Below are 13,133 nucleotides of genomic sequence, written 5' to 3'. Positions count from 1 at the left end.
ACATGCATTAATTTGCCGGCTTGCCAACCGCCAGAAGCAGCACGTTTTCCTGGCTGAAATGGTCCTTGTCGAGGATGCCCGAGATCTGGCCCTCATGCATCACGGCGATGCGGTCGGAGACGCCGATCACCTCTTCCATGTCGCTGGAGATCATCAGCACGGCGACGCCGGCATCGGCCAGCGCCCGCATCAACCCGTAAATCTCCGCCTTGGCGCCGATGTCGATACCGCGCGTCGGCTCGTCGAGGATCATCACCTTGGGGTTCATGGCCAGCCATTTGCCGAGCACGACCTTTTGCTGGTTGCCGCCCGACAGCGTGCCCGTGCGCGTCTGCACCGAAGGCGCCTTGATGCCGAGATTTTTCTTTTGCTTCTCGGCGGTAGCCGCTTCCGCGCTGTTCGAGACCAGCGTGCGCTTGGCATGCGCCGGCAAATTGGGCAGCGAGATATTCTGCGCGATCGACAGGTCGAGCAGGATGCCGGTCAGCTTGCGATCCTCCGGCACGAGGAAAATACCTTGCGCGACGGCGTCCGCCGCGCTCGCCAGCGCAAGTGGCTTGCCGTTGAGCTCCAGCGTGCCGCCAAGGCTGGCTTCGATGCCGAAGAACACCCGTGCCAGTTCGGTGCGGCCCGAGCCGACGAGGCCGGCAAGGCCGAGGATTTCGCCGCGCCTGACGTCGAGATCGACCGGCCGGCTGGGATAGGTGGGGGTACGGACCGCCTTTGCCGAGAGCGCCACGGCACCCGGGGCACGCGCGGCCTCCGAGGCCTTTTCGCGTTCCTTCAGCATGCGGCCGATCATCAGCTTGACCATCTGGTCGTGGTTGATGTCGCGCTTGCCCAATGTTCCGGCCAGCATGCCGTCGCGCAGCACGACGACGCGGTCGGCGACGCGCTCGATCTCGTGCAGGCGGTGCGAGATGAAGATGACCGAGATGCCGTCGGCCTTCAGCGCCTTGATGACGTCGAGCAGCTTGTCGGTCTCGGCGAGCGGCAGGCTCGATGTCGGCTCGTCGAGGATGACCAGCCTTGCCTTGATCGACAGCGCCTTGGCGATCTCGACCATCTGCTGTTGCGCCAGCGAGAGATCGGCGACCTGTGTGTCGGCGGAAAAATTGGCGCCGACGCGCTTCAGCAGCGGCGCCACCATTTCGCGCAGTTTCGCGCGGTCGACCAGCCTCAGCGGCCCGGCGCGCAGCGGCTCGCGGCCGAAGAAGATGTTGGCGGCGACATCGAGATTCTCGAACAGATTGAGTTCCTGGTGAACGAAGGCGATGCCCGAACCCAGGCTGCCCTCCACGCTCAGGCCGTTATGGGCGGTGCCGTCGACCGTGATGGTGCCGGTATCCGGCGTGGTGACGCCGCCGAGGATTTTCATCAGCGTGGATTTGCCCGCGCCGTTCTCGCCGACCAGGCCGATGACCTCGCCCGGCCTGACCTCCATCGAAAACCCGTCGAGCGCCACGACGCCCGGATAGGTCTTGCGCACGTTCTCGAGGCTGAGGAACGGGGTGGTCGCCGTGATGGATGTGTCGGAATAATTCATCATGCCTGACAGCAGCCGGTGAGCCAAAACGGCTCGTTCTGCAGACTGACGACCCCGGCAGGGTTCGTCAATGCGAACAGCCGGCTCAAGTGACTTGAGCCGGCTGAACTGCCTGTGGTCTTAGTTTCCTGCCATCGCCTTGAGATTGGCGGCATAGGCGTCGACGTCATCCTTGCCGATGATCTTGGTCGGGATGATGATGAGCCCGTTGGCCGGAATGCCGGACTTGTCGCCCTTGAGATAGGCAGCCATCAGCTTCATGCCCTGATAGGCCCATTCGAAGGGCTGCTGCACGACGGTGGCGGCAACTGTACCTTCCTTGACGCCGCCCAGCGTGATCGGATCGTCATCGAAGCCGACGACGGTGATCGAGCCGAGCTTGCCTGCGTCGCGCAGCGCTTCATAGATGCGCGGCGTGTTGTAGGAGTAGAAGCCGACCATGCAGGTGACGTCGGGGCTGGCGACCAGCGCGTCCTCGACATTCTTCTTGGCACGCGCCTGGTCGATGTCGTCGCCGCGCACGTCGACGAGCTCGATCTTGGTGCCGGCGAGACCGTCCTTCATGCCCTGGATGCGCTCCTTGGCATTGTCGGCGCCGAGCAGGCCGACGAAGCCGAGGCACTTGCCGCCGTTCGGCATCGCCTTCTTGGCGATTTCGGCCGCCTGCTTGCCGGCGTCGACATTGGACGAGCCGATATAGGCGACACGCTTGGTCTGCGGAGCATCCGAGTCCGTGGTGAACAGCGCCGTTTGCGAGGCGATCTTGTTCAAGCCATCGGTCGAGGTCTTGGGATCGACGGCCGAGACCATGATGCCCTTGACGCCGGCGGTCACCAGATCGTCCATCAGCCGCTGCTGGATGGCGACCGAGGATTGTTCGGGATATTTGAGTTCGAGCGTGTAGTCGGGCAGTTCGCCCTGCGCCTTCTTGACGCCGGCTTCGGCCGCTTTCCAGAAGTCGGAAGCGCCGTTCACGACGAAGGCCAGCGTCGGCTTGTCGTCGGCGCGCGCGATGGCCGTCGCCGTCAGGCCGACAGCCAGGGCCGCGGCGGCCATGGATGCATTGCGTATCAAGGATTTCATGTTCAACCTCCCGTTTTGGTCAATCGTAGGACTGACCGGACTTGCTCACTAGAATTGCTCACCTGAATTGCCGTCTGCAGCGTGGACGCCCTCCTCCTCAAGGGGTTCCCGGCACTGAAAAGAATGGCGTCGTTCCCAGCCACGCCACGGACTTTAGACAACCATTCTTCATTCGTAAATAGTCCGATTTGTCTGACATATCACATATCTGAGACATGGTTTGCGGAACCAATATCCGCTCGCCATCGGACCTCCACAGGCACTTCCATCGCAGCCGGACCGATCGGGCCGGATGCGATGGATTGACGGTACAGCGCATCTTTGTATTAGTAAATACTATTAGCAAAGGGCCGATCTGGTGGCGCTCGGGTGTCATAGGTGAGCCGATTCGGTGACGCTGCGATGCTTGACCACGCCGAGCCGGAGCCTTGCAAATGTGGTATTTTTGCGAGGCGTGGGCTTGCATGACGAATGGGTTGCAAGGATGCTAATAGCTATTAGTTTATCCGACGCACCCACGAACTGGCAGCGTCACGCCATCTTGTCGGCCCGGCAGGCCGCCGTTAGACAGGCTGGGCATTGGGAGACATCTACGGCATGAGCGAGACGACGGATCCGGACATCGCGATCGCGAAGCGCCGCAAGGCGCCGGCAAAGCCCAAGGGCCGCGTCACCATGACCGACATTGCGCGCGCCGCCGGTTGCTCGCAGGCCACGGTTTCCTTCGTGCTCAACAATTCGCCCGGCATTCGCCTGTCGCAGCAGACCCGCGAGCGGGTGATCGAGGCGGCGCGGGCACTCGGCTACAGCGCCCCTGCCTTCTCGGCGCTGAAGCAGCCGGTTGCGGCTTTCGAGGGCGCCGCCTTTGATGGACTCGACGGCGTGATCGGCTTCGCTGTCGACCAGCTCGCCACCAGCCCGGAGGCCGTGGTCGCCATCGAGGGCGCGCGCCAGGCCTCGTGGAATGCCGGCAACGTGCTTTTGGTGGCGCAGACCATGGGCGACGCCGTGATGGAGCCGCGCGCCATTTCAGCGCTGACCAGGCGGGGCATCTCGGCGCTGATCTACATGACCATCTTCACCCGCGAAATAACGGCGCCCGACTTCCTCTATGGCCTCGACATCCCGGTCATCCTGCTCAACTGCTACACGTCGGATTATGCCTTCCCCGCCGTGGTGCCTTCCGAGATCGCCGGCGGCCAGAGCTCGACCCGCCATCTGATCAGTCACGGCCACCGCCGCATCGCCACCATCACGGGCGAGCCCTGGATGCAGGCCGCCCAGGATCGGCTGAAAGGTTACCGCCGCGCGCTCGCCACCGCCGACATCCCGTTCGACCCCGAACTGGTGGTGGAGGGCGACTGGTCGGCCAGCGCCGGCTACGCTGCGACTGTGAAGCTGCTGGCCCTGAAGGACCGCCCGACCGCCATCTTCTGCCAGAACGACCGCACCGCGATCGGCTGCTACGAAGCGCTCAAGGAAGCCGGCCTGCACATCCCGCAAGATATTTCCGTCGTCGGCTACGACGACGAGGAAATCGCCCGCCATTTGTTTCCGCCGCTGACCACCTCGATCCTGCCGCATATGGCCATGGGCCAATGGGCGATCGAGCAGCTGGAAGCGCCGGAGGGACGGGGGCGCTATCCCATCACCAAGCTGGAGTGTCCGCTGGTGGAGCGGGAGAGCGTAGCGACGTTCAAGGGCCTCGCATAAACCGCCGGCCCTCTTGTCTCGCCCGGATGCAGGCATTCACCTTGCTCCCGCGTCTTGGCTTCATCCCGATAGAGGTCTAGCCTGCGCCTGCAGCCTGGGGAGGGGCATATGACATCGAGTTTCACCGTTCATGACGCGTCCGGCTATGAGCAACTCATGGGCCGATGGAGCCGAAAGCTCGCGCCCAAGTTCATCGGCTTCGCCGGACTTGCCCCGGGCGAAAAGATACTCGACGTCGGCTGCGGCACCGGCAGCCTGACGTTCGAGCTGGCGAAATCCGCCGAACTCGCGGCGATCGAGGCAATCGACTTTTCGCCTGTTTTCGTCGAGGCGGCAAAGCGGCGCAACGCCGATCCGCGCATCGCAATCCAGCAGGCGGACGCCACCGCCTTGCCCTTCGCGGACAATGCGTTCGACCGGGCGCTGGCCCTGCTGGTGCTCCACTTCGTGCCGGAAGCGGGCAAGGCGGTTGCCGAAATGCGCCGTGTGACGCGGCCGGGCGGCGTGGTTGCGGCCGTGGTGTGGGACCATCTCGGCGGCATGGCGGGCATGCGCATGATGATCGACACGGTGGCGGCGCTCAGCGAAGGCGGGCGCCAGCTGCGCAGCCGCTATTGCTTCCAGCCGATGATGCAGCCCGGCGAAATGAAGCGGACTTTCGTGGAACAGGGGCTGGCCGACGTGACCGAAACCGAGCTGATGATCCGCATGGATTACCAGGACTTCGCCGATTATTGGGCGCCGATATCAGCCGGCGAGGGCCCACTCGGCAACTACATGAGCACGCTGGAGGCAGCCGAGCGAGAGCGCGCCGAGGCCGCCGTCCGCGATGCCTATCAGGCCGGACGACCGGACGGGCCAAGGTCGTTCGCCAATGTGGCCTGGGCGTGCAGGGGCGTGGTGCCCTGACCACATAGGCGAAGCGCCATCGAAACTGCGGTCAGGCCTGCCGTGCAACAAGGTCGACATAGCGCCGCAGATAGAGCGGCCAGCCCTCATCGCTGGCGACGGCATCGCGGACGCCTTCCCAACCCTGGCCATGGCGCTCCAGGTTGCGATGCTCGATCTCGACGCGGGTCCGCCCAGCCGTTTCGGCGGTGAACCGCACCTCCCACTCGCTGGTTTTGGCCGGGTCGGTCTCGATGCGCCATTGCGGGCTGATGTCCCAGCTCAGGAGCACGCGGTTGGGCGGCTCATAGGCCAGCACGCGCGCCCAGCGGCACTCGCTGCCGTCGACACCGCGGTCATAGACATGGCCGCCGACCCGGGGCTCGAACACTGTCTCGGCGACCTCGGCTGTAAGCAGATTGTGCTCTGGCGGTTTGAAACTGCCGAAATCCTCGGTGAAAACCTTGAAGGCGCGCTCGATCGGCGCCTCGACCACGACGGACTGTTTCACGGAGGCGATGGGGACTTGGGTGTTCATGGTCACTCCTCTGGTAGGGTCTCGACGGCCAGCTTGTAGGCCGCGAGCGTCTTGCTCCAGAACCGGTCGAGCCAGGCGCGCATCTGGCCAAGCCCGTGCGGATCGATGTGGTAGACGTTGCTGGCGCCCTTCGGCTCCGCGCGCACCAGCCGCGAATCCCTGAGCACCTTCAGATGCTGCGACACCGCGGACTGCGACACGCTGACCTGCCGCGTGACTTCCGCCACCGAACGCGGCCGTTCCGCGATCAGCTCGAAAATCTGCCTTCGGGTCGGATCGCCCAGGGCGGCGAGCTGTACGCCATCAACAGTCATGACTTATGATTAGTGCAGACTAATGGTTGAGTCAAGCGGGGCGCACCTAGGCAGGACCTGTTTGGCAACGCGGAAATTTCTCTCGAAAGAGAGATCACATTCATTTGGAGGGAGGGAATTACGTCCGCAGGTCGAAATCTGCTCGGGCACAAGGCCGGCCGCGCGGTTATCCCTTGCGTTCTTCAAGGCTGTTGCCGCCGTCGACGACGAGCAAGGCGCCGTTGATATAGCTGGCGCTCTCGGAGGCCAGGAACACGACTGCCGCCGCGACCTCATCCGGCCTGCCGGCACGGCCCGGCGGCGCATGCCGAGCCGCTATCCGCTCCGGCTCGCTCGACGCGCCTGTCTCGATCCAGCCAGGCGCCACGGCATTGGCGGTGACGCCGTGCCGCGCCACTTCCAGCGCCAATGTCCGGGTCAGGCCGACCATCCCGGCCTTCGCCGCGGAATAGGCGGCGGTGCCCTGGTAGGAAACCAGCGGCCCGGTCACCGATGCGACATTGACGATGCGCCCATACCCCGCTTCGACCATCGCCGGCAGAAACGCCCTGGTGACGAGAAATGCGGTCTTCAGGCTGGTCTCTATGCCGTGGTCCCACTCGGCTTCGCTCATCGTCAGGAACGTCTTGTCGACGGAGGGCGAGGCCAGCGATCCCATGCCGGCATTGTTGACCAGGATATCGACAGCGCCGACCTCCTCCCGCAGCCGCTCCACCTCCGCGGCAATGGTGAGATCGGCGACCGCGGCCATGGCATCGATTCCCTCGTCGCGAAGCTCGCCGGCGCGCTCCAGCACCCGTGCGCTGGCGCCGGTCAGGAAAACCGCATGCCCGGCCTGGCCAAACTGGCGGGCAATGGCAAAGCCGATGCCGTCGACAGCGCCGGCGCCGGTAATCAGGACACGCCTGGTTTTGGGGGTGGTTGCGGCCAAGTCAGGCTCCAAAACCCGTTCGGGCCAAAAGTGTTACCCGGTACAAACCGTAACCTATGTGTCCGGAACGGACCCTATGGAACTTGGCGCACCCGACAGGATTCGAACCTGTGGCCTCTGCCTTCGGAGGGCAGCTAGGCAGCGGTTGCGTCTCAGTAAAGAGCTGCTTGCATCCGGGAAATAACTCTTTCGCTACAACCGGTTGACGGACAAGACGTAACCCCATCCCCTATACCTCGTCAAGCACGTCCCGTCCCAAATCTGTGACAGCTGTGACCACGTTGTGACCGACCGACTGCCGAGAATGAGGGCACGGGGGGGCAACTGACTTGGTCATTTATTGATACCCGCACGAAAAAATTCGTCGTTTCCCAGGTCCGCGTCCAGATTGGTTTGGACCGGCGCACTCACAGGCAAAGGCTGAAGCGATAGGATTTTGAGGCTTACAGTTCCCTATGTCGTTTTGCTTCCAGTAGCTTCCGCAGAACTCGACAACTTGGCGATAAGCGCATTGGGAGGCGCACGTCGAGAAATAAGTAGCAGGAGCGAACCCAGAATCATGGGTATGCCCAAGGCGATACCCACCAGCCAACCGTAGGATTGCGAGAGAGCAGACATCTTTTGGTCCACTGCTGCCATATCTTCCTTGAAGAAGGTCGACAGTACAATGAATATTATCCCACTAAACAGTAGGTAGACGCCAACGATGGTACTGCCTTTGGTAATTAGTATAGTCTCATTAGCACCTGAGATACTGAGTGAACCCATACCCAATGGTCCTGCATTTTCGATCCTAGGTAAGTCAATTAGAGTGCCACTGATCAAGGCATTTTCCTTGGCCGCAGTATGTATGGCGCGTGTGATAACGCCTTGACCAGGATTTAGAAATGAGAAATTTAATAGAAACGACCGACCATCATCACTGATAATTAGAGTTGGGTCGTTGTCTGGCATGCTTGATGCAGCTACAGTCGCTTCCAATATCTCTCCATCGCCATTCAATTCGATCTTGATTGGCCCATGTTGGGATATATCCGTTGAGCGAACTGCGGACCTACCGCTGTTCCAGATCGCAACGTGCGTCAGTGAAACGCGAGGGACTTTCTTGTCCCCGTACAACAAAGATACATTGTTCAGCAGAGAGCTTCGACCAGCGTCGAGCAATCGTATGCTGGTTTGCTGATATAGAAGACGTCCCTTCGTGCGTCGGAAGATGGTGTAGATCGCAACCGCAATGCCGAGAGTGCCCACCAGAACCCCGACCCAGCCTTGGTTGAAGAAGCCTAGAATTGCACTCATCTTAGTCAGCCACCCGTACCCATTCCAGAGAGTCCACTGTCACATTTGACCGACACAGAGGCGAAGTAAAGCCCGGGCATTGAGCGTCTAGGTGCACAAACTGAATGAGCGCCCCCGATGTTTGTGCGGTCGAATTGCCTCCGATGGTTTGTTGCAATGAGATGCGCCAAGCCGATGAGTGCGTCTACAGGCCACGATTGGTGCGGCCCAGGCAGAGGCAGATCATGATACCAGCGTGAAAGACTCTTATGGTTTTCAGAAGCCCGCATAGGGCTTTGCTAAGCATATCGGATTGCCCTACACACAACTCCTTGCAACGTCGCCGTTTCGACTGGAGGGGAAGGCTTATGACTGCGTCTACATTCGAGGCATGGGACCCGCTTGATGCCGATGCTGGAGCAGACCCCGGCATCTTAATAAGTGCTCAGAAACGCGAGATTGCGAACATCCTTAGGAGCTATACTGGCTACTACGACCTCTTTTCCGAGCTGTTGCAAAACGCCCTTGATGCGGTAGAGCGGAAGGCAAGCAACACAAGTACAGACTTCCAAGGTAAAGTTTGGCTTGAGATTGACCTTAAACAGCATACCGTACGTGTCACCGACAACGGCATTGGAATGAGCATCGATCAGATGCGTCAATTTCTCCGGCCCAACTTCTCATTCAAGGCGGGACCGGCCACACGCGGAAGCAAGGGTGTCGGCGCTACATATCTGGGATACGGATTTAACTCGCTGCACGTGAGTTCCAAACAGTCCGGCCAGTCCTACTCCGGCATCATCGAAAATGGCCGACACTGGGTTGACGACAGCACGGGCACCGTCAGCAGACCAAAGATTGTAGCTCACCCTGAGCCAGATGGACCATTTCAGCTAACACAAGACGGTACCTCCATCTGCGTGAGGTTGGTAGGCGAGAAGATACGGCCGTCGAATCTTGCTTGGTATCAAGCCACGACCGCTGAGCAATGGTTAGCTTTGCTACGCATTTTGACCCCAGTAGGAGGTATCTACCTCAACGGGTCCGAACCACCAACAACACAGGTCGAAGTTAGGGTGACCGACGCGCAGGGAGTGACGACAACTGCCGAGCCGACCACGCCACAATACCTATATCCTCATAACCTGATAGCGCGCAGCGGTGACATACGAGAGTACAACGCGTATGTCGAGAAAAAGCTCGTAAGCGGAGCTGACGCGACGAAAATACCCCCAAAGTTCCTAAAATTAAATGGGTTGTGGGGGCAGTGGGGAACAGACGAATTACTTCGTCAAAATGGCAAAACAAGCCCCATTCAGATGCGCCTTGATCCGGCAGAACGGGCGCTAGCTAACGATGCAGGCATTTCTGCATACGTATACCTCGCATTTTCTACAGAGTTGTGGGACACGGCAAACGATTCAATATTAAAACTGAGGAAGGGTGCACGAGTACTTCACGGCGGCCTGCAGCTTGCGACCAGAGGTATGCCGCAGGGTGGTACCCTGACGATACCGATGACGAATAACATAGGTTTCCAAAATCTGGCGCATATCATCATCCATTTCGACAATGCTGAACCTGACCTTGGCCGTAAGGGCTTCCAACCAGAGTATGTAGCGCTTGCCGAGAAGATCGCGGTATCTGCGGTAACGGCATTTCGTCGCCGCTATCACCTACTCCGAAAGCCAGGTGTCGCTAAGATTTTCAGTGATGAGTTGAAGGTAGATCAATGGATTAAGCAGCAAGTTCAGCACGAGACCGAGCACGCCCTTATCATCAAAGGCGCTGGCCTGTTCATGCCAACGGAAGAACTTCCTATAAGATCAGAACCGCTCGTAGAGCAAGATGTGGTGGCCGTCTTCAATCAGATGCTTTCATCTGGTCTGGTGAGAGGTGTGCAGCTGATAGCCAGTAGCCAATACAATCAGTACGACGGTCTTTACCGGGTAAAGATGGACCCACCATTTGATAAATACGTAAAGAGCATCAGCAACCCACTTGGTATTGATGCAGAAATGTTTACAAAGGATGAGACGTACCAGACGGTGGTCAAGGTCCTGGAGTACAAATACAACCTGGATGGACTGATTGAAGAGCTTCAGTCTGGTGTTAAGGATACCAATGATATTGGTTTAGCTGTCGCCTGGTCGATGGGCACCAAGTGGAGAGAGATGTTTGACGTCACCAGCCTCCTAGACGATGACAACGCACATCACAGACAAATCCATGGCACTACACATTCGTTTGCGCATTCAGTCTCTGGCGTTCATGCCTTTGAGGCGGTCATACTTCATGATCTCGTCAGCTATCTAAAGGACCCCGTCGCAGAGGTCGCGCGGCAACGTCAGATGCTAGATGACGACAACTGATGCACCGACCCTTCATGTACAGTGTGCAAGGGCTAGGAGCCGAGCAGATGGCCAACTCGTTCGCCCAACTTCTTCTCAAGGTCAGCAAGCCTTCGCGGGGTTGTTCAGGTAGGTGATGCACCAGGCATGGCGGCCTACAGGATGAAAGGCAAACTTTTGAAAGACAGACGCGCGGACGAAGACGGGGCACTGTCCCCCGCCAACGCTCCCCCAGCGCCGCTAGCATGTTCGATGCAAGGAGCACCGCAAGGCGAAAAGACCGAGTGGGGCAGGTTCTGGTGACTTCGGAGGCCACGCCTAATCGCACGGACGGGCGCAGTCGATGATGAAAGGCGCTACCAAGATAAGGCTGCTTGAATCTGAGGACAGCTTACCGGGCCACTGGTGCAAGCCCCGGCCAGCGTCCGGTCAGTCACTTCTTCATTGCGATAGTCAGCAGTGAATGAAGTTGCCCGTGGCCTGCCCATGTTGCCTTTGCATTCAAACGCTCCACTCCTGGCCAAAAACGGGATGATGCATAGATCGCAGCCTGAACGTAGTTTGAAACTTGCGCATAGAGGGTCCGAAGACTGGTCCTCCGAGCGTGGTCGCCAAACCTGCCCACATAATATGCAGCTACAGCACGCAACGCGTCATGCCGGTTTCCGTCCTTAGCAATGTCTAATGCAATCTTAACTTCGTCATCAGTAGGCTCAGAAGCTTGCATCATGGCAGCGATGAGCCACATGCGTTGCCAGTCGGCAAGGGCCTCATCGGCTGCCAATCCAACAACAAACGATCTGAGGTCCTTATTCTCAAGGAACTTCGCTAGATATGACGAATAAATTTGCGCCATCGACGGTCGCCGCTTGAATGCGTCTTTAACGTGCTCCACCGCATGATCCGATCCGGCCTTTGCAAAGAGCGGTAGGCAGAACCTCTCAACGTTCTCTTCCTGTCCAGGGTACTCGTCCATTGAGTCAAACAGAGACATCGTTGCCGCTAGCTCGATCGGTGTTTCCTCGACTTCTTCCTGTTCATCTTCTCCTGCATCTTCCTCGTCCTCTGACTCCCATTCTGACTGGAACCCATAGTCTGCATCAAAGTCTTCGTCATCGATTTGGTCCGCGATCTCATCTACCGCCGCCTGAAACAATGACTCCAAATCGGGTTCCATGGTGTGAAGCAAAGTCTTTGGTATAATCTTGCACTTACTTTCATTTAGCGAGAGGTCATAGCTTCTCAACGCCGGAATCAAGTCCCGCAGAATGCGATCCGCGTGCTCGACAGAGTCGACGAAAATATACAGATCATCAACATATCTTGCCGAATGCAATTTCATGTCCTTAAGGATTCGATCTATCGGAGCCATGTAGAAATTGCCAAGAAGGTCTGACGGGAATATTCCTTGCAGTATTCCTCTTGAACTCCGCTCTCCAGTGAAGCTTGTAAGCATGGCCTCTAATCGGGACGAATATGATTTCTCGAACCCGGAGTCATTTAGGACGTTGATTAATGTGTGGAGATTAATCGAACTAAAGTAGTTGGCAATATCAAGTTTAAGAACGTACTGCACGTTCTTGTCCTTGGCGCTCTCAGAAAGCGAGGATTGAAGGTCGTTCCAGCACTTTCTCGTCGATAGAAACATTGCGGGACTATCCTCGTCCGCCAGTTGGTGGCTGAACGACCGGGCATTATCTAGAGACTTTCCGATAACGGCTGTCGATCTGTCCGCTAGTGCCTGGTAAAGCAGGCGGTCTTTCGGAAGCAATATGCTACCAGACCGCGAATATGCCGGGCCTAAGCGCTTTGTGGACTCTACAGGTATCCGGAATGATTTGGGAACTTCCATAGATATAGGGATACCCGGTGTGAATTGGCCGGCCTTTATATCCGCCGATACAGCTTCCTTGAGAGCATCGCCAGCCCGTGCATAGATCAGGCTAAGATGCGGAGCGTATATGAAGTCTGATTTCACGTCATTCAAAATACGCTTAATCGACAGGTCGAGATTCATTTTAGCGAATGCCGCACTCTCCATACCGAAGGGCTCGCCTAGTTTCACATCTGCCATGTCCAAGTCCCCTGAGAACCCACAGAGCCTCCATATACCCGATGTCGTTAGGACAGCAACTGGCAACGCGGACTAACACTTGGCATTTTGGGGACCGGAAAAATTGGGCTTGGTTGCGAATTTGCTTTGTGAATAGATAGATACAGATGCGCGAACGTGGACGGGGCACTAGGCCCCGCCCTTCATTCGGTTCTCTCGCCGCCAGAGCGGCTGTAGGTTCGTGTAGTAACAAAGCTGGATGAGGTGGTCTAAGTCCCTGGCGCTTGCCAGCGGCTCTATGTGGTCAACCTCCCACTGCCGATAGCTGTCCCATGACATGCCTATGCGAAACTGTGCCGCGATATGGTCCCGGAGCTTTGAGTGATTGCAGCCGAGCGCATAGGAGGGGCTAGCGCGACCGCTGAGAGCCATTCCGGT

10 protein-coding genes are annotated in these 13,133 nt (G+C 58.5%); 3 read left to right on the top strand and 7 right to left on the bottom strand.

Translation table 11 applies throughout. The features are described 5' to 3' along the window. Window positions 1-7: 7 nt before the first annotated feature. Window positions 8-1,546 carry a sugar ABC transporter ATP-binding protein gene (locus EJ077_RS29135; RefSeq protein WP_208703160.1) on the bottom strand — a complete coding sequence of 513 codons (1,539 nt, stop codon included), beginning with the start codon at window positions 1,544-1,546 and terminating at the stop codon, window positions 8-10. Between the two features lie 120 nt (window positions 1,547-1,666). Continuing rightward, on the bottom strand, window positions 1,667-2,629 hold the full coding sequence (locus EJ077_RS29130; protein WP_135917673.1) for a sugar-binding protein: 963 nt from the start codon (window positions 2,627-2,629) through the stop codon (window positions 1,667-1,669). Between the two features lie 597 nt (window positions 2,630-3,226). Between EJ077_RS29130 and EJ077_RS29125 the strand changes: the two genes are divergently transcribed. Continuing rightward, window positions 3,227-4,342 (top strand): LacI family DNA-binding transcriptional regulator, encoded by a 1,116-nt coding sequence (locus EJ077_RS29125; protein WP_208698252.1) that lies wholly within the window; start codon window positions 3,227-3,229, stop codon window positions 4,340-4,342. Between the two features lie 108 nt (window positions 4,343-4,450). Continuing rightward, complete coding sequence (locus tag EJ077_RS29120) at window positions 4,451-5,251, top strand: class I SAM-dependent methyltransferase (RefSeq protein ID WP_208698249.1); 801 nt, start codon at window positions 4,451-4,453, stop codon at window positions 5,249-5,251. Window positions 5,252-5,282: 31 nt separating this feature from the next. Here the strand turns inward: EJ077_RS29120 and EJ077_RS29115 are convergent, their stop codons facing one another. The 4 genes from EJ077_RS29115 to EJ077_RS29100 all read right to left on the bottom strand — a co-directional run bounded on the left by EJ077_RS29115 (window position 5,283) and on the right by EJ077_RS29100 (window position 8,312). Further along, window positions 5,283-5,768 carry an SRPBCC family protein gene (locus tag EJ077_RS29115; protein ID WP_208698247.1) on the bottom strand — a complete coding sequence of 162 codons (486 nt, stop codon included), beginning with the start codon at window positions 5,766-5,768 and terminating at the stop codon, window positions 5,283-5,285. Window positions 5,769-5,770: 2 nt separating this feature from the next. Then, window positions 5,771-6,082, bottom strand: coding sequence for an ArsR/SmtB family transcription factor (locus tag EJ077_RS29110; protein WP_208698245.1), 312 nt, complete (start codon window positions 6,080-6,082; stop codon window positions 5,771-5,773). Between the two features lie 166 nt (window positions 6,083-6,248). Next, on the bottom strand, window positions 6,249-7,013 hold the full coding sequence (locus EJ077_RS29105; RefSeq protein ID WP_208698244.1) for an SDR family NAD(P)-dependent oxidoreductase: 765 nt from the start codon (window positions 7,011-7,013) through the stop codon (window positions 6,249-6,251). Window positions 7,014-7,466: 453 nt separating this feature from the next. Next, window positions 7,467-8,312: a hypothetical protein gene (locus EJ077_RS29100; protein WP_208698243.1), complete on the bottom strand. Its 846-nt coding sequence runs from the start codon at window positions 8,310-8,312 to the stop codon at window positions 7,467-7,469. Window positions 8,313-8,659: 347 nt separating this feature from the next. Between EJ077_RS29100 and EJ077_RS29095 the strand changes: the two genes are divergently transcribed. Then, window positions 8,660-10,663 (top strand): ATP-binding protein, encoded by a 2,004-nt coding sequence (locus EJ077_RS29095; protein ID WP_208698242.1) that lies wholly within the window; start codon window positions 8,660-8,662, stop codon window positions 10,661-10,663. Between the two features lie 412 nt (window positions 10,664-11,075). On the opposite strand, the gene EJ077_RS29090 is transcribed toward EJ077_RS29095, so the two are convergent. After that, window positions 11,076-12,716 (bottom strand): RNA-directed DNA polymerase, encoded by a 1,641-nt coding sequence (locus tag EJ077_RS29090; protein ID WP_208698241.1) that lies wholly within the window; start codon window positions 12,714-12,716, stop codon window positions 11,076-11,078. Window positions 12,717-13,133 lie beyond the last annotated feature (417 nt).

Origin of the sequence: Mesorhizobium sp. M8A.F.Ca.ET.057.01.1.1, from assembly GCF_003952565.1 — a bacterium.
In the GTDB taxonomy this organism is placed as follows: Bacteria; Pseudomonadota; Alphaproteobacteria; order Rhizobiales; family Rhizobiaceae; genus Mesorhizobium.
This window is presented reverse-complemented; position numbering and strand designations above follow the sequence as displayed.